Consider the following 24,112-nt stretch of genomic DNA (forward strand, 5'->3'; position numbering starts at 1 on the left):
GGCCGGTAAAAGCGATCCGCTTTTACCGGCGACGCGTAGCAACTTCCTTCAGCACCCGTTCCACGGCCTCGACGTACTGCACCTTCCCGAAGCGCGCACGCGCACGCGCCAGTCCCTGTGCAACGAGACGTGCGCGCAATGCCGGGTCGTCGTGCAGCGAAGCAAGCGTGGCGGCCAGCTCACCGGCGTCGCCAGGCGTGCACAGCAGTCCGCTCTCGCCGTGCTCGACAATTTCGGTCACGCCGCCGTCGCGCGAAGCCACGACCGGGCGCTCCGCCAGCATGCCTTCCACGACGACGCGGCCGAACGGCTCGGGCGTGATCGACGTGTGCGCGATGACATCGACGGCACGCATGCAGGCTGCAATGTCGTGGCGAAAGCCGAGAAAGTGCACACGCCCGGACAGGTCATGCGCGTCGACAAACGCGCGCAGTTCCGCCGCATAAGCGTCTTCGCCGAACAGCGGCGCGCCCACCAGCACCGCGTGCATGCGCGCGTCGCGCCGCACCGCTTCGAGCAGGACGTGCTGCCCCTTCCAGTGCGCGAGACGGCTGAATGCACCGACGAGGAAAGCGTCGGCCGGCAGACCTGTTTGCTCGCGCAACTGTTTTTGCTCCACATCCTTCAGCGCGATAAACGGCGCTTCATCGACGCCGTTGTGCACGACTTCGATGCGGCGCGCGTCGAACCCGGTGAGCTGCTCGAACGCTTCTGCGGAGGCATGCGAATTGGCGATCACCTGCGCGAGGCCATACTTCGCGCACATCTTGATGATCGCGCGCTGCGCACGGCCGAAGTGCGCCTCGCTCACAATATCGCGCAAATGCCAGACTACGGGCTTGCGTGCGAGCCGCCCGGCCAGCACGCCGATCACCATCGCACGTTGCGTGTTGGCATAAAGCACGTCCGCGTTGCGCGCGCGGCGCCGCGTCTCACGCACGAGCGATGCGACACCGGCCAGCACGCCGAGCCGCGGCGCCGCGCCGCCGTCACGCCGCACGTTGTGCAGCGCGCCTGAATCGAGCACGTCGACGCGCGCGCCAGCGGCGGCTAGCGCTTCGCGAAACGGCCCGTCATTGAACAGCAGCACTTCGATACGCGCGCGCAGCCCCTTCACCACTTCGAGCAGCGACAGCTCCGCGCCGCCCAGCACGCCGCTCTGGTCGATGGCGAGCACGCGCGGCGCGCGAGCCGCGGCGGCGTCAGCCTGTTCGCCACGCGCGGGCACCGCACGCGTGACATCGCGCATCGCAATCTCCGGCACGGCTTGCGCCACGCGCGCGAACAATTGCTCGCGAAACTGCGCGGTCGAAAACCGCATGGCATTCGCCCGGCAATCCTCGGCGCGAAAACGCCCCGGGTCGCGCTCGAATGCATCGACGGCAGCGATGATCGCCTCGGCACGCTGTTCCGCGAAAAAGAGGCCCGTGGGCCGCACTCTATCGGACGCGATATCGCGCACCGTTTCCAGTGCGCCGCCCTTGCCGTAAGCGATGACGGGCGTACCGCACGCCTGAGCCTCGACAACCGAGATGCCGAAATCCTCCTCTGCTGCGAACACGAATGCCTTCGCGCGCTGCATGCGCTCGCGCAGCACGGCAAACGACTGATAGCCCATGATTTCCACGTTCGGCGCGGCCTTCGCGCGCACCTTGCTCATGTCCGGCCCATCGCCGATCACGACGAGCCTGCGTTCCGGCGTACGCGCAAACGCCTCGACAATCAGATCGATCTTCTTGTACGGCACGAGCCGCGACGCAGTCAGATAGAAATCTTCCTTCTGCGTTTCGAGTTCGAACGAATCGATATCGACGGGCGGATACACCACCTGCGCCTCGCGCTGATACACCTTGCGAATGCGCCGCGCAATGAACTGCGAATTGGCGACGAACTGATCGACGGAATTCGCCGTGCGCACGTCCCAGTTGCGGATGTAGTGAAGAATGAGCCGCGCCAACGCCGATTTCGGCCCGCGCGTCAGATTCGATTCGTTCAGGTATTGATGCTGAAGGTCCCACGCGTAGCGAATCGGCGAGTGGACATAGCTCAGGTGAAACTGGTCCGGGCCGGTCAGCACGCCCTTCGCCACCGCATGACTGCTCGAAATCACCACATCGTAGGCCGACACGTCGAGTTGTTCGATGGCGAGCGGCATCAGCGGCAGCCACGTGCGGTATTTCTCGCGTGCGAACGGCAGCTTCTGGATAAACGACGTCGTAACCGGCTTGCCATGCAGAAACGCACGATCCTTCTCGTCGACAAAATCGACCACGGCAAAGAGATCCGCCTCGGGAAAGCACGCGATGATCTGTTCCAGCACGCGTTCCGCGCCTGCGTAAGTGACGAGCCAGTCGTGCACGATCGCCACGCGCGGCGCACGCCTGAGCGGCGCTGGCCGCAGTGCGGTCACAGGCGCTGTCGCAGGCGCTGACACAAGCGCGGCCTCGCCGCGTTTCGTTGGGGGCACCTCGCGCCGGATAGCGGGCGCTGCGACGCTTTCGGACGGCGCCGCTTCGTCAATCAATTCGTGACTCATGCGCTTTTCCGTGAATTCAAACGAAACAGAAGAGAACGGGCGTAGCCGCGCAGCATCGGCGTGGTCGCCACCGACCACACGACATTCGCCGCCGCAAGCACCGCGCCCGCGCCAATCGCGTAAACCGCGCCCGGCAACCACCATGCGAGCGCGAGCGCGGCTGCGAGGAAACTCAAATGCGCGAACATGTCGACAAGAATCGTGCGGGCATGGATGCGCGAGAGATACAGCAGCACCAGGTAGTCGAACAGCGCGCGCGCCAGCACCGCCGTGGCGGCGCCAGGCAAACCGGCGCGATTGATGCCGAGCCACAACAAGCCCGCGAACAACGGCAATTCGATGAGCCCGACGCGCGCCGTCGCCGCCGGATTGTTTTGCGCCTGGATCAGCACGCGCGTGACGCTGGCCTGTCCGATCAACCACACGGCGACAATCAGCAAGCGGCCCACGGGCGCGCCATGCTCGGCGAGCACGGGCCCGACCCACGCATGCAAGAACGGGCCGAGCACGACAATCGCGCCAATGGCGACCGGGGTGAACACCGCGTTGAGAAACTGCAGCGACTGCGCGGCGATTTCGTCGGCATGTTCGCGATGCAGCGCGGAAAGACGCGGAAACAGCGTGCGCACGAGCGCGTTCGGCACGAGGTTCAGGCGCGTGACGAGGTTCTGCGGCACGGTGTAGTAGGTGACGAAGCGCGCGCCAAGGCCGCCGCCGAGCATCATGCGATCGAGCGAATCGGCCACCATGGTGGTGATGCTCGAAATCAGCATCCACCCGCCGAAGTTGAAGAGCGCCTTCGACGTATCGAAACGCGGTGCGCGCAGCGTGCGGATATTCAGCACGCGCAGTGCGGAGCGCCCGAGCATCGCGCCCGCAATGAGCCGCGCGAAGACGGCGGCGGCGAGCACGGTCTGCAGGTTCGGCGCGACGGCCCACGCCGCGCCAAGCGGCAGCAACTGAAACAGGAACGTGCCGATTGTCTGGTTCGTGTTGTAGATGCCGAAACGCTCGGCGCCGTTGATTGCGCCCGCAAACACCCACGTGACGTTCGCCAGCGGAATCGCCACGGCGAGCCAAGGCAGCGCGAGATACACCTCGTGGCGCAGCTCGGCTGAAACGTGCGTGAAATACGCGGTATAGAGCGCGCCGCCCGAATAGATCAGCAGGCCGCCGATCACACCGGTCGTGAAATTGAGCCAGAACGCGCTCCAGAACACGCGTTCGCAGGCTTCGGCGTCGCCGGACGCATGCGCCTTCGAAATCTGATTCTGTGCGGCCATGCTCATGCCGAGATCGAGCACGCTGAAATAGCCGATCAGCGTCCACACGAGTGCAATCACGCCGTAACGCTCGACGCCGAGCAGGCGGATATACGAAGGCACCGTGACCAGCGACACAAAGGTCGGCAGTATGAGACCGAGCAGATTAATCGCGACGTTACGCAGTATTCCTTTGTCCATGAAGATTCCAGTAGCGGCAGATTCGATGCGGCGTCAGGCCGGTTTCCAGCGGTACATGAGCACCTTGCCGCGCGCATCCTCTTCGACGAAAACCAGATATTCGCCATTGGGCTGCCGGTGCGCGCTGATGCCGAACGGCACGTCCACCCAACCCGATGCGCGCCCGACTTCCGGGCCCGGCCCGAAGGTGCCGATCTCCTTCGCGCTGGTTTTGTCGTACACGTGGACGTTGCCCGCGGGCTCGACCACAAACACGTATTGCCCTTCGACGGTCAATCCAGCCGGCGTGACAGGCGGCTTCGCTTTCGGGTCCCACGGCAGGCGCAGCACGTAGCGCTGTTCCGGGTGGCCGCTCGACCAGTGGTCGTAGCGCACGAGCACGCGGCCCGCTTCTTTCCAGAAACCGGGATCGTACGGCGCATCGGCGGTGTAGCCCGTCACGTAGAGCGAGTCGCTATCCGGCTCGTAGATCGCGCGATGCACTTCGGTAAACGGCGCGGGCACGTCGTACTTGTCGAGCTTGTCGTACGCGTAGATCGGGTTGCCCTTCGCGTCGAGGCCGCCGAAGCGAAAGCGCCAGATGCCCTTATCGTCGCGTGCGCGCCAGATATCGCCGCGCGTGTCGATCCACCAGCCCCAGCCGCCGCCCAGCTTCTCGCGGCCCGGATTGCGCGTGAATTCGCCCGCGTCGAACGCGCCATTACCGTTCGTGTCGCGCCAGATCCAGTCGCCGCCGGGCGGCGCATTCGGCACGTGCAGCACCGGCCGCTCGCGTCCCGCAATGAAGCCCGAGGGAATCGCCGTCTCGCCGTCGTGCTGCGCATCGAAGCGATAGATCTTCAGATGATCGGCGTACATGTCGGTCAAATAGAGGAACGTGTGTCCCTCCAGCGCGCGTGCAGTCGGCAAGCCCGGCCATTGATCGGTGTGAAAAACCGGGTCGTCGGGATAGCGGAATCGATCGGAGAGGAATCCAGCGTATTTCCATTCCTGCCCGGCCGGTTTCGAGAGATCGAGTTCGAAGCGCTTGTTGCCGGTATAAACGCTGTTCGGCCGCGACGGGTCCATCCAGGCGCCGTCGACGAAAAGCAGCCCTTCCACGATCCAGTTGCGCTTGCCCGCGGGCGTATAGCTCTCGAGCGTCGCGCCGAGCCCCGCGCCGATGCTTTCGTGGCGCGGCCCGATGCCGTTGGTCGAAACATAGATATTGCCGCGCGCATCGGCGGCGACACCGGTCAAGCCGTTGAAACGGCCTGGGCCGGGACGCCCTGCAACGCCGGAGAAAATACCGCCACGTTCGCCCAGCGTGCCGCTTTGCGTATAGCCGTTGCCGTTGCGCGCGTAGATGAGAACCTGCTGACGCGGCCCGTTATCCGCAATCAGAAGGCGCTGTGCGGGATCCACGGCGATATCGACGGGCACCGCATCGGTGGGCAGCACGAGCGCCTCTTCAGCGAGCAATTTGCCTTGCGCGGAGTAATGCGCGACGCGCGGCGCGTGGCCGCTGAGCGTGCCCGTGAGCACCCACAGCGATCCGTCGCTCGCGAGCGCAATGCGCCCGGGCTCGCGAACATCCCACTGCGACTGGCGCTGCATCGTGTTGGCGTCGTAAACCTCGATGCGATTCGTCGCCGTGTTGCTCACATAGAGCGTCGAGTCGGATGCAGCAAGGCCGCCGATATCCGCATGAGCGCCCGTCGTGACATCGTTGATCTTGAGAAACGCACCCGCGAGTTGCGCGTGCGGGTTGAGCGGATCGGGCGAAGACTGGAACGCCGCCGCATGCTTCGGGTCGTCGAGCGGCCGTCGCGTAATGCCGATCCACTGATGCCCCTTCGGCGGCCAGATGCCGATACCGACGAGGTGCCCCTTTTCATTGCCGACGCCCACAGCCGCATACAGATAGCGCTTATTGACGGCAATCGCATTGCCGCCGCTGCCGCCCCAACCGTGCGTGCCGCCCGCGAAGCCGAGCACCTTGCCGTCCTGATACGCGCTGATTTCCGCACCGCTCTCGTCCCACGGCGCATTCGTCAATACCTTGCCTTCAGGCGTAACGGCAATGGCGGTGATATTGATCTGCGTCCACGCGCCGTCGCCATAACCATACGTATTGCCGATCCACGACGAGGTCACATTCAATTGCGGCGCAGCTACGGTCTGAACCGACGACGTGCAGATACATGCGCACAGTACGGCTAGCGCCAGCGGCCTACGCATGCGGTGACCGGGACTCAATAACGGCAAGGCAATTCCTCCGTGGCTTCTCGGCAATCTGTCCGGATCATGCCGCACAACCAGCGAGAAAAATCGTCTGTCGAAAACCGAAAATAATTCAAAAAAATTCAATGCTTCAACGTTTTCGCCCTATTCCTGCCCAATCTCTCTTAATGGGGAGAATGCGGTCAAACATGCCGCATCGCCTGCAAATCAAGATGTTTTTTCCGATTCCGGCTCGCACCGGACGCACACCGAAAATCGTTCCACGCTGTTCCGTTCGATAAGGACCCGCTATTCAAGCTTCGGATCGCTGTTATTTCCCATTTACAAAGCGAATATCTTTCGCGGTTTTTGGCCAATTAATTCTTTCTAGAATGATCCGGACTATCTGCGTATGGACCCACCGGACACCTGATGACCGTCAAGAGCCTCGCCATTCAAAACCCGCCTTCACACCGCATCGTCCAGCTCGACGGACTGCGCGCACTCGCCGTGATGGCCGTGTTCGCCCAGCATGCGTTGCGTGCGCCGCTGTGGATGGGCGTCGATCTGTTTTTCGTGCTCAGCGGTTTTCTGATTACCGGCATCCTGCTCGAACGCAAGGCGCGCGGTCAGTCGTATTTCAGCTATTTCTACGCGCGCCGGATCCGCCGCATCCTGCCGCCTTATCTGTTGCTGATGGTGATCTCGTCGCTGCTGTTCGGCCTCGGGTGGCTACGTTTCTGGCCCTGGTATGCGTTCTTCGCAACGAATATCGGCGATGCGCTCGGGCAGAGCGGCCACGACAGCCTCAACATCCTCTGGTCGCTCGCCGTGGAGGAGCAGTTCTACATCTTCTGGCCCTTCGTGGTGCTGCTGTTGCCGCGAAGGCTGCTGGCTGTCGCGGCCATGGCGCTCATCGTGAGCGTGCCTGTGCTGCGCGCTATCGCCACGCCGTGGTTCGACTCGTTCTGGCCGATCTACTATCTCACGCCGTTCCGCATGGATCTGCTCGCCGCCGGTGCACTGCTTGCGATATTCGTGCAGCGCGATCGCAACGCACTCGAACGCTTCAAGGTGCTCGCCGCGATTTTCTTTTTCGCCGCACTCGCCGTGCTCGCGTGGCTGCATCTGCATTACCCGCGCTTTCGCGCCGCCAATACGCCGCTTTCGAACGCGATGCTCTATAGCGTCTCGCTTGTGCTCTGCACGTCGTTCGTCGTCGTTGCGCTGCAATCGAAAGGCATCGTGCGGCGCGCCCTGTCGAATCCCGTGCTCGTTTATCTCGGCACGATCAGCTACACGATCTACCTCATTCACCTCACGTTCCTGTACGCCGTGTGGCGTCTCGGACATGGACGCGTGGAGAGCGCCGTCATCGCACTTGCGCTGACGCTCGTCTATGCGAGCGCCAGCTGGTTCCTCTTCGAAAAACGCCTGACACGCGGTCCACGCGCCGCGCACACCACGCAGCCGCACGCCACCGCCATGGCGCGCGCTTCGGGCACACGGTCCTGATTCGCAGGCCATCGGACTCACCATCACCTCACGTAAGGGACATCCCATGAATGCACGACGCAAAGCCGTTATTACCGGCGTTTCCGGCCAGGACGGGGCGTACCTGGCCCGCCTGCTGCTCGACAAGGGCTATCACGTCACCGGCACGTATCGCCGCACCAGTTCCACCAATTTCTGGCGCATGGGCGAACTCGGTGTGCTCGAGCATCCCGCACTCGAACTCGTCGAGCACGATCTCACCGATTCGGGCTCCACGCTGCGGCTCATCGAGCATGCGTGCGCGGACGAGGTCTACAACCTCGCGGCGCAAAGCTTCGTTGGCGTGTCGTTCGACCAGCCGGTCACGACCGCCGAAGCCACCGGCATCGGCGCGCTGAATCTGCTGGAAGCGATCCGCATGGTCGATCCCGACATTCGCTTCTATCAGGCCTCCACGTCCGAGATGTTCGGCAAGGTGCGGACCGTGCCGCAGAACGAAGATACGCCGTTCTACCCGCGCAGCCCGTATGGCACCGCCAAGCTGTTCGCGCACTGGTCGACGGTCAACTATCGCGAGTCGTACGACATCTTTGCGACGAGCGGCATTCTCTTCAATCATGAATCGCCGCTGCGCGGCCACGAATTCGTAACGCGCAAGATCACGAACGCTGTCGCCAGAATCAAGCTCGGCAAGCAAACCACGCTCGAACTCGGCAATCTCAGCGCCAAACGCGACTGGGGCTTTGCGGCGGAGTATGTCGAGGGCATGTGGCGCATGCTTCAGGCCGAACGCCCCAGCACCTACGTGCTCGCCACGGGCCGCACGGAAACCGTCCGCGACTTCGTAACGATGGCGTTTGCCGCCGCCGGCATTCAACTCGAATGGTCGGGCCGCGACGAACGCGAAACGGCCGTCGACATCTCCACGGGACGCCAGCTCGTGCGCGTGAATCCGCGCTTCTACCGCCCCGCCGAGGTCGATCTGCTGATCGGCAATGCGAGCAAGGCGCGCGAGGAACTCGGCTGGGAAGCCCGCACCTCGCTCGAACAGTTGTGCCAGATGATGGTGACCGCCGATCTCGCGCGCAACGAGCGCCCCGACGCAATTTGATGCAGACGCACCGATCACCGGCATGGACGGTTTCAACGCCGCTCCATGGCGGTGCGGATGCAATTTCCGGCGTCGCCGGTTATGTGATCGGCGTGAAGTGCGTACCGCGTTGAAATACGCCGCATCACCCAGGCGATCAACCACGCGAATACGAAACGGCGCGCGATAGACACACGCGCGCCGATTGTTCAAACAACCATTTCGACCCGGCGCGGCAGCATCGTCGCGCCTGAACGGTCAAAGGGGCACAGCGTGCCCCGTTTCCCTTACTGCACGCCGCTATTCGCTGCGGCGATCGCCTCCGCATAGACCTCCGCCACCCGCTTCGCGACGACCGCGTTATCGAAATGATTGCGCGCGTAGTCGCGGCAAGCCTGCGCATCGGGCAGCTTCAGCCTGCCCGAAAGCGCTGCGTCGATGCCGTCCGCAATGGCGTCCGCACCCGTGGCGGGCAAGACGAGATCCTGCGAAAGACCCGCCACCGCCTCCGGAAGCCCACCCACCGGCGTCACGAGCACGGGTGTGCCCGCCGAGAGCGACTCGACGGTGATCAGGCCGAATCCTTCGAGCGCAACCGTCGGCACGACACTCAACGTCGCGGCGCGATAGAGCGAGGGCAGATGCGCGTCGGGCACGAAGCCGAGCAGCTTCACATTGTCGGCAAGGCCCGCATCGTCGATGCGCTGCTGCAGTTCCGCTTCGAGCCGTCCGCGTCCGGCGATCAGCAGCAGCACGTCGGGATGACGCGGCTTGAGCTGCCTGACCGCATCGATCAGGTCTTCAAGGCCCATCCGGCGCACGAGCCGGCGCACCGCGAGCACGATCGGCCGGCCCTGCGGCAGTTGCAGCCTGAGCCGTGCTTCGGCGGGCGTGCAAGGCGGATCGAACTGCGCGGTGTCCACACAGCCCGGCACCACGCGCACGCGCTCGGGCGAGATCGCATAGCGCTTCGTGAGGATATCGCCGAACGCGCGCGAGAGCACGATGAGCCGCGACGAGCGCTCGTACACGGACTGTTCCAGATGGTGCTTGATGCGCTGGCTCAAGGTCGCTGCGCCCTCAACGAAGCTCTCGTCGGCCCATGGACCCTGGAAGTGCGAGACCTGCGGAATGCCGCGCGTCACATCGAGGCCCGGGAACGTGTAGAGCGCGAAGTGCGACGAAATCACATCGGGCCGATGCCGCCGGATTTCACGCCGCAGCGCCTGGCGCGCGGACATGAGCCGCAGCGGCAGCGCACGCGAGGCAGAGCCGAAACCGTGAATCGCTCCGCCGCTATCCTGCTCGACTTTCGGCGAACCGGCCACGACGCCGCGCACGTGGACACCGGCTCCCGGCAGTGCGCCCACGAGCGAGTAATACATGCGGTCGAGTCCACCGGCACGCTCGGGAAACCAGTGCATGCCGATCTGCAGCGAATGGATGGATTGAGTCGTCATTACGTGTTTCCTTTCCTTGTTCTGCCCGATTGCTTGAATGCAGTATTCAGGGCGTTTCTTCGAGCTGCAGCGAATGCGCGCCCGGCATTGCGGCGTGGGCGAGATCGTGCGCGTCGCGGTGCGCGACATCGCTCGCGTCGCCCGCGATTTGCCGGTACAGCGCGATGTATTGCGCCGCCATGCGCGCCCAGCCGAACGACATCGCAAGCTGCGCCGCGGCTTCGCCCATCGCGTGCCGTCGCGGCGTGTCGGCGGCGAGTTGCCCGACCGCGCGCGCAAGCGCGGCGACATCGTCGGGATCGTCGAGCACGATGCCGCAGTCCGGCGTGATGATCTCCGCGCCGCCCGCGGTGCGCGCGGTCACGACAGGCAGACCGGCCGCCATCGCCTCCAGCAGCGAGAGGCTCATCGCTTCGTAGCGCGACGGAAAAACATAGGCATCGACGGAACGCATCAGCGTCGGCATCTCGCGCACGAGGCCGAGGAAATGCACGCGTGAAGCGATGCCCAGTTCACGCGCCATCGCCGGGTACGGGCTGCCCGGCAGATAACCGGCCACCGTGAGATGCACGTGCTCCGGCAAAGCCTTCAACGCGTGCAGCACGGTGCCGAGATTTTTGCGCGGCGTGCGCAGGTCGCCGACGAAGAGCAGCAAAAACGCGTCGGCGGGCAGATCGAACTTCAGCCGGTCGGCGCTGGCCGAGGCGAAGGTTTGCGTATCGACGCCGTTATAAATCACATCGAGCCGCTCGACCGGATTGCCGCCCGACACGCGAATCTCGTCGGCCACCTTGCGCGACACGGCCGCAATCACGCGCGAGCGGCGATACGCCCAGCGTTCGAGCACGGCGTTCGCACGCGTGTAGACGAACTGATAGGCGGACCACACGCCACGCGTGAGGCCGAACGGGTAGTACTGGCTGCGCGCCCAGCCGCCGTGCACGAAGTGAGCGGTGTTGACATCGGCGCGCGCCCAGGTAATGAAGCCGTTCACATGCAGGACATCGTATTCGGCGCGATGCTGGCGCAGCCACAGCGCGCTCTTCAGCGCGAACACCTGTTGACGCAACAGATTGGTCGGCCATGCGCGCGACGGTTGCACGCGCACCCACGTCACCTTCGGATGCGCGAGCAGTTCGGGCGCGACGTGCGACGCGATCAGCGTCACGTCGAATCCCTCTTCCAGCGCTGCGCGCGCGATCTCGTGATTGACGCGCCCCTGGCCGTCGTTATGGCGCACGACGTGCGTGACGATTGCGACTCTCAATCGATGACCTCCGTAAAGACGGTCTCGCGCCGGGTCAGCTTGTGCCAGTGCCCCGCGCTGAGTATGGAAAACACGCTGGAAAACAGCAGCAGGCCGCCCGTGCCGACCAGCGAATTGGTGAACACCAGCATCGCGAAGATCGATACCGCGAGACTCAGGCATGCGCACACATAGCGGTCTTCAGGCATGCGCAGCGCGATGCGCACCGCGCGCGCCAGCAGCCACAACACGCCCGACATGTAGAGCAGCGTGCCCGGCCAGCCGAGCACGAACGGAATGTTCATCACGCCGCTGTCGAAGCTGCCGTACTTGCCGAGTTGACCGTTGTTGCTCGAGAGCTTCGTCGAGGCGCCTGTCGCGCCGAGGCCTTCGCCGGTGACATCGGTAAACGCGGTCTTCGCGAAGTCCGCATAGAACTGGTTACGCGCTTCATAGCTCTGGTCGTTGCTGAGGTTCGCGAGCGTATTGAGGCGCTGCTGCATACGGTCCGCAACAGGACCCACGGTCAGCAGCGGCACGCACACCCCCGCGAGAACGAAGGCGCTGATGATGATGCGCACACGCACGCGGTTGCTCGATTTCATCAACTGGATCAGCATCGCAATCGCCCAGCCGCCCCAGGTCGAACGCACGAGCGAAAGCGCGAACGCAAAGAAACCCGCCGCCGCCGCGATCCAGCGCACGCGGTGCTTCGCCGCCATCACGAATACCATTGAGCCCATCATCGCGAACGCAAACGGCCCGGACGAATTCATCGTGCTGAACACGCGCACGCCGTAGGGAACCGGGTCGCCTTGCGAATTCATGTCCGAACCGATCATCCACATCGCGTCCCACGGCGGCATCACGAAGAACTGCACGAGACCATAAATGCCCATGACGAGCATGCCGTAGATGAACGTATTGATGATCGTGTCGCGCGACTCGGGATACTGGCGCGTGAGCACCATGATGTGAAAACCGATCAGGAGCGGATAAAGCCAGTTCGCAAGGTCGTAGACAGCGGCGGCCGGGCCGCTCGCCACCACGCCCACCACGAATGCATAGCCGATACCGGCCAGCGCGAGCAGGAGCGGCAGGCCGCGCCGCTGCGCGAGCAACGGGTAGTAGCGCAGCAGCGAAATGCCGCTGATCATCGTGACGGCGAGCGGCGCAACCTGGATCAGGCTTGTCGGCGTGAACGCGCCCTTGCCGTAGTCGGCGAGGCGCCGCACTTCGGGACTCAGAAACCACAGCCACCACATGAAGCCGATATAACGCACCGGATTCACGAAGTAGAGCCACAGGCCCGTCATCACCGCGAGCACCGGGAACGCTACCGTGAGCACCGAGCCCTGGTGCGCGACCACGAGCAACGCCGTCAAGAGCCACAGTGCAAGCGGCGCCAACGTATCGCGGCTCATCGCGCGACGCAGGCCGGACGGCTTGCGCGCCGGCGCGCGCGCCGGCATGGGCATCGCCATGACGGCGGGCGCAGGACCGGGGATGGGACCTGGAACGGGAACAGGACGAGGCATGGCGGGCGGCAGTCGCATCGTCACATCCCTCGCGGCAGCCCGCGCGCGGCGGACGACGTTCCCGCCGCCGTGCGCGCGTACTGCGCGTCGCGTGCAAGCAGCATTTCGCGCGTGAGTTGCACGTGCTGCCCGGCGAAGTGCTGGGTCGTCAGATCGCGCGTGCGCAACTGCTCGCAGGCGGTGCGAGCCTGATCGAGCGCGCGCGCCGGATTCGTTGCCAACGCATTCACCGCATCGCGCAATTGCTGCGGATTGGACGGCTCGATCCAGGAAACAGCCCGCTCGTCGAAGTAATCGTCGAGCGCGCCGACCTTCGTCGCGATCATCGGCTTGCCGAGCGCGGCGGCCTCCAGCATGACGGTGATGCCGGAGGCGTGCGTGTTCTGGCGCAACGGCACAACGATCAGGTCGGCCCACTCGTAAAGCGCATGCTGTTGCGTCAGGCCCGACACGCGCACGATTTCGACGTTCGATGCGCGCGCCGAGGACGGCATGCGGCGGCGCGTGGCAATACGCACTTCATAGCGCGGGTCGCCGCCGAGCGCGCCAACGAGCGTCGTCCAGTCGCGGTCGCGATCGTTGCCGATGGCGGCGATGCGCACCGGCTCATGCGGCTCCCAGCGCGTGGGCGGGCGCAGCGGAAAATCGTCGGTATTCAGGCCGTAAAGCACGCGGCGCGCTTCGCGTCCGAAATAGCGCCCGCAGAGCGCCGCGTTTTCGCTTGCCAGCGTGGTGAGCAGATCGGCGCGCGCGAGCAGCTTGCGATAAAACGCGCGGCGCAACGCACTGTAGCCCGTCCAGCGATCGAGCAGCCACACACTCTGTGCGAGCAATAGCGGGCGCTCCCCGCCCTTGCGCGCATGCATCAGCAAGAGCAGCGCCACGGCCAGATGCTCCTGCTCCGTGTGCGTCCAGATTACGTCCGATTGCAGAATCGCGCGGCGATTGCGCCACGTATGAATGAAATCGAAACCGCACACCGTCTTCAGTGCGCGGCGCAAAAAACGCACGGGCGCGCGTTCGTCGGTATCGCGCGAATAATCGAGCGCGAATTCAGGGGATTGGGCGTGATGGTAACCGTACAGGCTGCCGATGTTCTCGCCCTTGCGATAGCGGCGCGGATCGGCGCCGTAAAACAGATGAACGTGGACTTGCGTACTACTCATTCAGGGTCCTCCGTGTAATCGTGGGCCGCGCGCTATGCAAGCGCGCGGCGCGCCTCGCGTGCGCCGTTGCGCACCGCGCGCCAGCGCGCGAAGGCGTCGCCCGGCGATCCGGCGCGCAGCGCGCCGAGTCCGGCGTGCAGCAGCCCCGGATAAACACGCGTGCCGACGAGCGCATACCACCACCATGCGGTCTCGCGATGCAGCGGCGAAAGATGGCCGAGCAGGATCAGATGGAGATTGAACGCGGCGTTGCGCATGGACGCGAGCGTCTGCGCGTTGCGCGGGTCTTCGCCCGGGCGCGGCGCGGGATAGTGATCGACGGCGACGAGCGGGTCGTAGACGAGCTTCCAGCCCGCGCGCTTCACGCTCATGCTGAAGGCCATGTCGTTGTGCGTTTGCGCACCGCTGCCGCGCAAACGCGCGTCGAAACGCAGGCTGCCGATCGCCGCGCGCCGGTAGCTCATGTTTGCGCCCTTGAGCAGATCGACTTCGCGCGCCTTGCCCACGCCGAGATGATGATTGCCGACAATGCGGCCCGAAGGCCGCAGCTTGCCGACCAGTTCGCGCTCGCCGTCGAGCACGCGCCCCGCTTCGTGGACCCAGTCGCGCCCGCCGAGTGCGCCCAGTTTCGGGTCGATCTCGAATGCCTGGGCGATGCGCGCGACCCAGTCGCTGTGCGGCGCGGCGTCGTCGTCGGTGATCGCGATCACGTCGCCCGTCGCGGCTTCGAGCCCGCGATTGAGCGCGGCCACCTGCCCCGGCGCGTCGACAATCGCGACCTCCACGTTCAGCACGCGCGGCGTCACGTGTTCCGCGAGGCACGCGTGCGTCGCTTCATCGTCGGCACGCGCAACCACGACAATCTGCTCCGGCGAGCGCGCCTGGCACAGCAGTGCGGACAGGCAGCGCGCCAGATCCTCGGGACGGCGGTACGTCGGCACGAGCACGGTCACGCGAATCGCGCGCTCAAGGGTTGGGTGATGTCGATCCATGAATCAGGCGCTCAAATATTCCTGCGCGGCCGCGTAACCGTACGCATAGCTGCCGCGCGCACGCTGCGGCACCGCATTGAAAATGCCGCCCTGCACGCGCACGCCCGCATTGCGAAGACGCTTGAGCGTATCGGCAATCTCGCCTTCCGAATGCATGCCCGAGCGCAGCACGAGGAACGTCGAGCCCGCATGCCCGCCGATGATCGCGGCGTCGGTCACGGCCAGCACCGGCGGCGTGTCGATCAGCAGCACGTCATAGCGCTGCGACAGCCCTTCAAGATATTGGCCAAGGCGCGGCGACATCAGCAGCTCGGACGGATTGGGCGGACGTCGCCCGCATGAAATGAAATGCAGGTTGTCCACTTCGGTCGCGCGAATGGATTCATCGAGCGAGATCTGGCCCGAGAGCAGTTCGGAAAAACCGTTCTCCTGCGAGCCGCCGAGGTAGCGTTCCAGCGTGCCGCGCCGCATGTCGCCGTCGATCATCAGCACGCGCTTGCCCGAGTGCGCAAGCAGCACGGCCAGATTCGCCGTGATAAAGCTCTTGCCGACGCCGGGCACCGAACCCGTCAGCATCACCACGCGATTGCGCGCATCCATCACGCTGAATTGCAGCGAGGTGCGCAAGCTACGCAGGCTTTCGACCGTGAGGTCCTTCGGGTGCACGTTCGCGAGCACTTCGCGCATGCGCGTGCCGCCGCGCACGGGCGCGCGCTTTTCGAGCGCCGTCTGCTCCGTGGACATCGGCACGAGGCCAAAAACCGGCAACTGGAATGCGCGCTCGATCTGGTCCGCGTCGACGATGCCCTTGAACATATTGCGGCGCATCAGCACGAAGCCCGTGCCGACAATCAGGCCGAGCAGCGACGCGGCCGAAATGATCAGCAGTTTCTTTGGCTTCGCAGGCTTGCCCGGACGCATCGCCGCATCGACGATATGCACGTTGCCGCCCGTGCCCACGCGCTGAACCGCCAGCTCCTGAATACGGTTCAGCAGCAGCACGTAAATGTCTTCGGCCACCTTGGCGTCGCGTTGCAGCTGCACGGCTTTAACTTCCGTCGCGGGCAGATCGCGAAAACGCGTGTCGTATTTGGCGCGTTCGCCCTGGAGCTCGGCAAGCTGCTTGTGCGCGGCGATGAGCACCGGATGCGCGTCGCCAAAGCGCTGTTGCAGCGAAGCGATCTGCAACTGCAGCGCGGAAATCTGCTGCTCGTACTGCACGCTGCCTTCCAGATAGATCTTCGCCTCGTCGCTCGCGTTGATCGAACCGGATTTGCTCTGGTAGGCCGTAAGCGCGGCTTCGGCGTTTTCGAGGTCGGACTTCAGGCGCGGCTGCTCGCTGCGCAGGAAGTCGAGCATCTTGCTCGCATCGGCCTGCTTGCTCGCAACGTGCACGCGCAGATACGACTGCGCAAGCGCATTGGCGATTTCGGCGGCGCGCACGGCATCGGTATCTTCAAGCGAGATGTCGATCACGCCCGTTTGCTTGCCCTCTTCCTGCACCGTGATCGCGTTCTGGAATGCCGTGATCGCGTCGAGGTTGTTCATGCGGACCACGGTAAAACGCGTGCCGGGACGCGCAACCAGCTTGTTCACCATCAACGTCACACCGTTGCCCTGCGCGGTCTCGCCAGCCACACCTTCGAGCAGGCGCTCGCCGTCTGGACTGTGCAATACGAAGCGCCCGTTCGACAATGCCGTCAACGTGAGCTTCTTGCCTTCGAGCGCAGGCGTCACGTCGATCGAATCGATGTCGGCGACTTCGCCGCCCCACGCGTACTTGTCGAGGCCGAGCCATGGTTTTGCGGGCGTACCCGGCGTCGCGAGCCGGTTCGCCAGATTGCCGAGCACCGGAAGCGAGACCGGTGTGACGGAGAAGTTCAGCTTGAACTTGTCGACAACCGGCTCGACCACGCTGCGGCTCTTGATCATCGCGATTTCGGCGTCGGTCGGCAGCGAGGTCGACGATCCGCTGTTGATCGCCGCACCGGTCTGCGTTTGCGTCAGCGCCTGAGACGTGTAGTCGGCCGGCTCGACGCGGACCTGCGTATCGGCCGTATAGACCGGCTTCGCCACGTAGCAATAAAACACGGCGATGCCGATCACAGCCGCCGCGATGGCGATGAGCCAGCCGATGTCGTCGAGAATGACGCGCAATAGCTGGCCGAGGACCACGTCCTCTTCTTCTGTGCGAGCCGCCGGGGCCGCCTGCGGGATGATTTGCATGCTCACGTTTCGATCCCCATGAGTAAGTGTTGCTCCTGACTGTGTTCGTCTTCGTACTGAGGCAGCACACGCATTACTTCGCGATCTGCTTGAGATAGAAAACGGTCTGGATGGTCGGCAGCACCTGCTGCAACACGCGGTTGAAGGTAGCCGAGGCGGCCGTGCCGACGTACACGACATCCAGCGGTTTGAGCTGGAATTGCGACGAAAGCATGATCGCGTCCGGTTGCGTCATGTCGAGCCGGTAAATATCCGGCTGAGTGGGGTTGTCTTTCATCCCGCGCATCACGAAGACCTGGCGCGGGTTCGCATCGGTGTCGAGAATGCCGCCCGCCTGCGTGAGCGCGTCGGCAATCGTGAGTTTTCCGCGGATCAAGCTCGTCTGCGTCGGCGTTTTCACTTCGCCCATCACGAAGATCCGGCTATCCGTGCGATCCGGGATGTTGATGACGTCGCCGTCCTGAAGCATCACGTTCTGGCTCGTATCGCCGCCATCGAGCATGCGGTCCGCGTCGAGCACGTAGAGCTTGCCGCCGCGCGTGAGACGCACACGGTTGATGTCGGCGTTGTCGGTCGTGCCGCCCGAGCGCGTGATCGCATCGACAAGCGTCAGCGGCACGTCGCTCATGGCGAGCGGACCCGGCGTCTTCACGTCGCCCGTCACCTGCACTTTCTGGCTGCGGTAAGCGAGCACGCGCACGTCCACCTGCGGGTTCTTCACGTACGGTGCGAGTCCTGACGCGAGCTGGTCGCGCAACTGGCTCGGCGTCTTGCCCGCCGCGCGCACGCGCCCGACGAACGGGAAGTAGATCGTCCCGTCCGAGGCAACGGTCTGCCCGTATGGATCGGCCTGCCCCGGCAGCGCGCTCGTGTAGGGCTGCGAGAGCGCCTGACCCACGGTCTGCGTGGTGTTGCCGCCCGCCGAGAACGTCGAGCCCTGCGGCGTCGTGAGTTCCGGGTGATCGAAGACGGTCACGCCGAGGATGTCCTGCGGCGCGATGTGATAGATGTAATTCGCCGCGTCGTGATAGCGCGATGGCGGAATGACCTGCGGCGTCGCCGAAACCTGGGCCTGCTGCATCACGAGTTGCGAGTCGATCAGATGCACCGTCAACTGCTGTTTCGGCTGATTCGACGGTTCCTCGTGCAATCGCGACGTATCGAGGTAGTTGCCGGGCGCCGTGGAGCACGCCGAAACGAACGCGCTCAGCGCCAGCACTACAGTGAGTTTTTTCCTTAGCATATTCGGCTCATCCATCCCTTCACCAGACGATCCATCAGTTCGAGACTGTCGCAATACACGCCCTCATCGAGGCCGTGCGGATCTGCGACATCCGAGTTTTCCCACTTGCCGAGCGCGAACACTTTGCCGCGCGCGGTGGGTTCGATGCGCTCGATCACGGACACCTGCTTGCGCTCCGTGACGAGCACGAGATCCGCGGCGCGCACGAGACGCCGCGTGAGGCGGCGCGCGCGATGCTCGCCCACCGCGACACCGCGTTCTTCGAGCAGGCGCTGCATTACCGGATCCATGTCCGCGCCTTCCTTCGCGTGAATGCCCGCCGAATGGAACGCGTGCTTGCGTTCGCCCGCGCGTTCGCGCGAGACCGCACGAAACAGCTGCTCCGCCGCGGGCGAGCGGCAGACGTTCGCGCGACAGACAATCAACACGTCCTGAAACATGGCGGCCCCTTTGTTGCCCGTTGTTGCCCGTTGTTGCCAGTGTTTGCCCGTTGTTACCGTACGCGCTGCGCTTACGCGACCTGGGTCCGCACAGCGGACTCGGCACGTGCGCGCGCCGATTGCGTCGCGCTCGCACGGCCCACGGCGTGATATTCGATGCCGAGTTCCTGAAGCGCGGGCGGATCGTAAAGATTGCGGCCGTCGAATACGATCGGCGACTTCAGCCGCATTTTCAGCACGTCGAAATCGGGCGCCTTGAATGCCTTCCATTCAGTTGCGATGACAACCGCATCGGCGCCGTCTACGGCATCCATCGCGTCGCTCGCGTAGGTGAGCCGCGCGGCCTGATCGGGCACGCTCGCCAGATCGAGTGCGAGCACGCGCCGTGCCTCGCCGCCCGCAACCGGGTCGTAGGCGCGCACGCTCGCGCCGCGCGCGAGCAGTTCGGCGATCAGCGTGCGGCTCGGCGCTTCGCGCATGTCGTCGGTATTCGGCTTGAACGCGAGCCCCCAGACAGCGAATGTCCTTCCGCTCAGGTCCGAGCCGAAACGCGTGACGATCTTTTGCGCAAGGACGAGTTTTTGCGCGTTGTTGACCGATTCGACCGCACGGAGAATCTGCAGCGGGTCGCCAAAATCTTCCGCCGTGCGCATCAGCGCTTTCACATCCTTCGGAAAGCACGAGCCGCCGTAACCGCAACCGGCGTACAGAAAGTCGTAGCCGATGCGCGGATCGGAACCGACACCGCGACGCACCGATTCGATATCGGCTCCCACGCGGTCGGCCAGATTTGCAAGTTCGTTCATGAACGAGATGCGCGTGGCGAGCATCGCATTCGCCGCATATTTCGTGAATTCGGCCGATGCCACGTCCATATACAGCGTGCGTTCGTGATTGCGGTTGAACGGCGCATACAGGCGCTTCATCATTTCCTTCGCGCGCTCGCCCGGCATGTCGTCATTGCAGCCGAGCACGATGCGATCGGGCCGCGCGAAATCTTCCACCGCCGCACCCTCTTTCAGAAACTCGGGATTCGACATCACCGAGAACATGTGCGATTGCCCGCGCTTGCGCAATTCGCTCGCAATGGCGTCGTGCACGAGCGCGGCGGTGCCCACCGGCACGGTCGATTTGTCGACGACCACCTTGAATCCGTTCATGTGCCGCCCGATATTGCGCGCAGCGGCCAGCACGTATTGCAGATCGGCCGAACCGTCCTCGTCGGGCGGCGTGCCCACCGCGATGAACTGAACGTCGCCGTGCGCGACGGCGGCTGCGACATCGGTGGAGAACGTCAGGCGCCGCGCGCGGCGGTTGCGTTCGATGATCTCCTGCAGACCCGGCTCGTGAATCGGCACGATGCCCTGATTGAGCATTTCAATCTTGCGTGCATCGACATCGAGGCAGAACACATCGTTGCCGATGTCGGCCAGACACGCGCCCGTTACGAGACCCACATAACCGCTGCCAATGATCGTCAGATTCATGCCCACCTCTATAAAATGATTACCGATTGCCTTTCCGTGTGACCGGCGGCGGGACCGGCGGCTCTATCGCGCGCCGCGTGCCCGCCCGGCTCAATATGCGTTCTGTCCTGCGAAGCCTTTCCACATCGTCATCGCGACGATCTTCAGATCGAGCATGAAGCTCCAGTGCTGCATGTAATGCAGATCGAACCGGACGCGGTCGCGCATTTTTTCCACGCGATCCGTTTCGCCGCGAAAGCCGTTGACCTGAGCCCAGCCCGTGATGCCGGGCTTGATGCGATAGCGCTGCATGTAGCCGCGCACGAGATTCTTGTAGATGTCGTCGTGTTCGAGCGCGTGCGGGCGCGGCCCGACCACCGACATCTCGCCCTTGAGCACGTTGATGAACTGCGGCAGTTCGTCGAGGCTCGTGCGGCGCAGGAATGCACCGACACGCGTGATGCGCGGATCGTTGCGGCGCGCCTGCGTGACCTGCCCCCCGCTTTCCGCATGCATCTTCATCGAGCGGAACTTGTAGATTTCGAATTCGTTGCCGTCGAGCCCCTTGCGACGCTGGCGAAACAGCACCGGCCCCGGCGACGAGCACTTCACGGCCACGGCGATCACCGCAAGAAGCGGCGCGAGTGCCGCAAGCACGCACGCGGCGAAGAGCCAGTCGAACGCGCGCTTGGGCAGTACGCGCAGATCCGTGATCGGCGATGCGGCCAGATTGATTGCGGGCACACCCAGCAGATCCACGACGGGCTGGCTGAAAAGCGCCAGCGCGCGCACATCCGGAATGAAGCGGATATTCACGAAGTCATCGCGCAACTCCGTCACGATGCGATGAATCGTGCGCTCCTTCGAGATCGGCAGCGCGAGCCAAAGTTCGCGGATGCCGTGCTCGCGCACGCGATCGAGCATCGCCGAAAGATTGCGCTCCACCGGCACGCCATCCACCGTGGCTTCGACATCGGCATCGCAATCCTCATCGAACATCAGCACGGGGCGAAAACCCGCTTCCGGGTGCTGGCGCATTTGCTCGACGAGAAAGCGCCCATAGCGATCGCCGCCTGCGACTGCCACGTCACGCTGGTTGTAGCCTTCGCGGCGCAGTCCCTTGAGCACCATGTAGCCGAGCGCCTTCGACAGGATCAGGAGCACCACTGAAGCCACTGCCCACCATCCGAGCCACAGCCGCGACAGCGAATCCGCGCGGTGCACGCTGAAGCTGAGCAGGATGCCGGTTGCTTCGGCGGCGATCCAGGCAATGGACACGCGGGCAAAGAGGTCGTAGAGCGACTTGCCGCGCCACGACTGATAGATGCTGAACGCGGGGAACATCCAGATCGCCAGCACGCAGTTGAACGCCAGCACGATACTTTCGGCGTCGCTGAGCGGCACGATCCTTCCGTGATGCAGCGCGGCCGCGACCAGCGCGCCCGCGGCAATGGCGGCAACGTCGATGATTCTGGCTAGAACGCTAAACATATCCGGCACCTCGGATAAAAAAATAATCACAGCCACGGGCCTGTGTCGTGGCCATCGCGTTATCAAATTGGGGATTGCGGCGCTCACTGCGCGCCAGCACCGTTAAATCGCATCCGAATTAACCCTAATATGGCGCGATAAAAATTGATTCCGCAAGGCGCAAAAGTATCTCCAAATGTATCGTTATGCGGATGGCCTTTTTTAAATGAATATTTTCGGCAAGATTTGCGGATTTTCCCTGTCTGCAGGCCCGAAACACCGGTCGTTGCTGGTGCATTCTTACCGATTTCCGGCTACCGGCATCGCCGCCGCGCAGAATGCCTTTCTGCCCTCCCGGCATTTTTTCTTTTATTTTTTACTCGCGAATCCATTTTATTGAAAATCCGGGTCAGGCTGAAATCGTTATTTTTTCATTTTCTTAATTACCCTCTTTTAATTCATGAATTTAAGCATGCTACAAATGACCCGACCGAAACCCTCTTCAGGAGAGCGAGATGATAGAAACGGGTTCCGCAACAGCTACGGTGCGCGCGGCCGAACGCGGCGATTCGCGCAGCACGCTGCAGGTCTGCCCCGTGGTGCTGGCAGGCGGCGCGGGTTCGAGGCTGTGGCCCCTGTCACGGGAGCAGTACCCCAAGCAGATGATCAACCTCGTCGGCGAACGGTCGCTGCTCGCCGAAACGGCGGGACGCCTCGACGCGCTGGCCGAACAGGTCACGCTTGCGGATCAGTTGCTGATCGTGTGCAACGAAGAGCATCGCTTCACGACCGCCGAACAGGTGCGCCACGAAGGCAAGCGTGCGCGTCTCATTCTTGAGCCGGCGGGCCGCGACACCGCACCCGCGCTGACGATCGCGGCGCTTTCGGTCGTTGCCGAACAGCAGGACGGCATTCTCGTCGTGATGCCCGCCGATCACGCGCTCGCGGATCTCGGCGCATTCCAGGCCGCCGTGGCCGAAGGCGTACGTCATGCGGCGGCGGGACAGATCGTCACGATGGGCATCGTGCCGACCCGCCCCGAAGTGGGCTATGGCTACATTCACGTCGGCGAGCCGCTGGCCGCAGCCGCTCCCGATGGCGCGCGGCGCCTGAACGGTTTTGTCGAGAAGCCCTATTTCGAGCTGGCGAAGCAGTACGTCGCGTCGAAAAGCTACTGGTGGAACAGCGGCATCTTCATTGTGCGCGCAACCACGTGGCTGAAGGCAATCCGCCATTTCCAGCCCGCGATATACGAGGCCTGTGTCGCCGCGACCGAAAGCGGCAGCGCCGACGGCGACTTCTTTCGCGTCGGACGCGAAGCGTTCGAAAACGCGCCGTCGAATTCGATCGACTACGCGGTCATGGAGCCGCTCGCAACCGATCCGTCCGTGGCGACCGCCGTGGTCGTGCCGCTCACGGCAGGCTGGACCGATCTCGGTTCGTGGGACACGGTGTGGCAAGTGTCGCCGAAGGACGACGAGGGCAACGTGGCGCACGGGCGCGTGATGTTCGAAGGCGCCAGCGATACGTTCGCGCATTCGGATGGACGGCTGGTTGCGTGCCTCGGCACTCAGGATCTCATCGTCGTCGAGACGGCGGATGCCGTGCTGGTCGCCGACCGCTCGCGCTCGCAGGACGTGAAGAAGGTCGTGCAACGCATTCGTGCGCAGCACGGCAGCGAGGCCGTCACGCATCGGCTCGTGCAGCGCCCGTGGGGACATTACGACTGCGTCGACGGCGGCGAACGCTTTCAGGTCAAGCGCATCGTCGTCGATCCGGGCGCACGCCTGTCGCTACAGATGCATCATCATCGCGCCGAACACTGGGTTGTCGTGCGCGGCACGGCGCTCGTCACGCGCGGTGAAGAGCGCTTCATCGTGTCCGAGAACGAATCGGCCTACATTCCGCTCGGCGTCGCGCACCGGCTCGAAAACCCCGGCAAAATGCCGCTCGAAATCATTGAGGTGCAGTCGGGTTCGTACCTTGGCGAGGACGATATCGTGCGTCTTGACGATCAATATGGCCGGCAATAAGCGGCCAACCCTGAGCGAACGCGGCGCGGATGCGCCGCGAGCCGCGA

General features: G+C 63.9%; 17 protein-coding genes. 4 read left to right on the forward strand and 13 right to left on the reverse strand.

The features are described 5' to 3' along the window. Positions 1-22: 22 nt before the first annotated feature. The 3 genes from Q0L30_RS07775 to Q0L30_RS07785 are packed head-to-tail and all read right to left on the reverse strand — an operon-like array spanning position 23 to position 6,219. Entirely contained in the window at positions 23-2,536 is a 2,514-nt protein-coding gene (locus Q0L30_RS07775; RefSeq protein WP_296653449.1) for a glycosyltransferase family 4 protein, read from the reverse strand. Further along, complete coding sequence (locus Q0L30_RS07780) at positions 2,533-3,999, reverse strand: flippase (RefSeq protein ID WP_296653451.1); 1,467 nt, start codon at positions 3,997-3,999, stop codon at positions 2,533-2,535. The genes Q0L30_RS07775 and Q0L30_RS07780 overlap by 4 nt, the downstream gene beginning before the upstream one ends. Positions 4,000-4,032: 33 nt before the next feature. Then, on the reverse strand, positions 4,033-6,219 hold the full coding sequence (locus Q0L30_RS07785) for a hypothetical protein (protein ID WP_296653454.1): 2,187 nt from the start codon (positions 6,217-6,219) through the stop codon (positions 4,033-4,035). 414 nt (positions 6,220-6,633) lie between these two features. Here Q0L30_RS07785 and Q0L30_RS07790 point away from each other — a divergent pair, with 414 nt between their 5' ends. Both Q0L30_RS07790 and gmd read left to right on the forward strand, forming a co-directional pair. Then, positions 6,634-7,716 (forward strand): acyltransferase, encoded by a 1,083-nt coding sequence (locus tag Q0L30_RS07790; protein WP_296653458.1) that lies wholly within the window; start codon positions 6,634-6,636, stop codon positions 7,714-7,716. A gap of 46 nt (positions 7,717-7,762) precedes the next feature. After that, positions 7,763-8,806 (forward strand): GDP-mannose 4,6-dehydratase, encoded by a 1,044-nt coding sequence (gene gmd / locus Q0L30_RS07795; RefSeq protein ID WP_296653461.1) that lies wholly within the window; start codon positions 7,763-7,765, stop codon positions 8,804-8,806. 266 nt (positions 8,807-9,072) lie between these two features. Here gmd and Q0L30_RS07800 read toward each other — a convergent pair whose 3' ends face one another. The 10 genes from Q0L30_RS07800 to Q0L30_RS07845 all read right to left on the reverse strand — a co-directional run bounded on the left by Q0L30_RS07800 (position 9,073) and on the right by Q0L30_RS07845 (position 22,053). Beyond that, on the reverse strand, positions 9,073-10,245 hold the full coding sequence (locus Q0L30_RS07800) for a glycosyltransferase family 4 protein (RefSeq protein ID WP_296653466.1): 1,173 nt from the start codon (positions 10,243-10,245) through the stop codon (positions 9,073-9,075). Positions 10,246-10,291: 46 nt separating this feature from the next. Continuing rightward, positions 10,292-11,512, reverse strand: a complete 1,221-nt coding sequence (locus tag Q0L30_RS07805) for a glycosyltransferase family 4 protein (RefSeq protein WP_296653469.1) — start codon at positions 11,510-11,512, stop codon at positions 10,292-10,294. Next, positions 11,509-12,915, reverse strand: a complete 1,407-nt coding sequence (locus Q0L30_RS07810; protein ID WP_296653833.1) for a glucose-6-phosphate isomerase — start codon at positions 12,913-12,915, stop codon at positions 11,509-11,511. The genes Q0L30_RS07805 and Q0L30_RS07810 overlap by 4 nt, the downstream gene beginning before the upstream one ends. 134 nt (positions 12,916-13,049) lie before the next feature. After that, the gene (locus tag Q0L30_RS07815; protein WP_296653472.1) at positions 13,050-14,195 is read right to left on the reverse strand and encodes a glycosyltransferase; all 1,146 of its coding nucleotides are present in this window, start codon (positions 14,193-14,195) and stop codon (positions 13,050-13,052) included. Positions 14,196-14,227: 32 nt separating this feature from the next. Beyond that, a complete protein-coding gene (locus Q0L30_RS07820; protein ID WP_296653836.1) occupies positions 14,228-15,154 on the reverse strand; it encodes a glycosyltransferase family 2 protein in 927 nt (308 codons plus the stop codon). Between the two features lie 36 nt (positions 15,155-15,190). Continuing rightward, positions 15,191-17,413 (reverse strand): polysaccharide biosynthesis tyrosine autokinase, encoded by a 2,223-nt coding sequence (locus Q0L30_RS07825; protein WP_296653475.1) that lies wholly within the window; start codon positions 17,411-17,413, stop codon positions 15,191-15,193. Between the two features lie 73 nt (positions 17,414-17,486). Continuing rightward, entirely contained in the window at positions 17,487-18,656 is a 1,170-nt protein-coding gene (locus Q0L30_RS07830; protein WP_296653478.1) for a polysaccharide biosynthesis/export family protein, read from the reverse strand. Beyond that, positions 18,650-19,096: a low molecular weight phosphotyrosine protein phosphatase gene (locus Q0L30_RS07835; protein WP_296653481.1), complete on the reverse strand. Its 447-nt coding sequence runs from the start codon at positions 19,094-19,096 to the stop codon at positions 18,650-18,652. The genes Q0L30_RS07830 and Q0L30_RS07835 overlap by 7 nt, the downstream gene beginning before the upstream one ends. Before the next feature lie 71 nt (positions 19,097-19,167). Further along, positions 19,168-20,583: a UDP-glucose/GDP-mannose dehydrogenase family protein gene (locus Q0L30_RS07840; RefSeq protein ID WP_296653484.1), complete on the reverse strand. Its 1,416-nt coding sequence runs from the start codon at positions 20,581-20,583 to the stop codon at positions 19,168-19,170. A 90-nt stretch (positions 20,584-20,673) separates the two neighbouring features. Next, positions 20,674-22,053: an undecaprenyl-phosphate glucose phosphotransferase gene (locus Q0L30_RS07845; RefSeq protein WP_296653485.1), complete on the reverse strand. Its 1,380-nt coding sequence runs from the start codon at positions 22,051-22,053 to the stop codon at positions 20,674-20,676. A gap of 205 nt (positions 22,054-22,258) precedes the next feature. Between Q0L30_RS07845 and Q0L30_RS07850 the strand changes: the two genes are divergently transcribed. Together Q0L30_RS07850 and Q0L30_RS07855 are read left to right on the forward strand one after the other, a co-directional pair. Beyond that, positions 22,259-22,432: a hypothetical protein gene (locus Q0L30_RS07850; RefSeq protein WP_296653488.1), complete on the forward strand. Its 174-nt coding sequence runs from the start codon at positions 22,259-22,261 to the stop codon at positions 22,430-22,432. Between the two features lie 115 nt (positions 22,433-22,547). Continuing rightward, positions 22,548-24,065: a mannose-1-phosphate guanylyltransferase/mannose-6-phosphate isomerase gene (locus tag Q0L30_RS07855; protein WP_296653490.1), complete on the forward strand. Its 1,518-nt coding sequence runs from the start codon at positions 22,548-22,550 to the stop codon at positions 24,063-24,065. Positions 24,066-24,112 lie beyond the last annotated feature (47 nt).

Origin of the sequence: Paraburkholderia sp., assembly GCF_024281035.1 — a bacterium.
Taxonomy (GTDB): domain Bacteria; phylum Pseudomonadota; class Gammaproteobacteria; order Burkholderiales; family Burkholderiaceae; genus Paraburkholderia.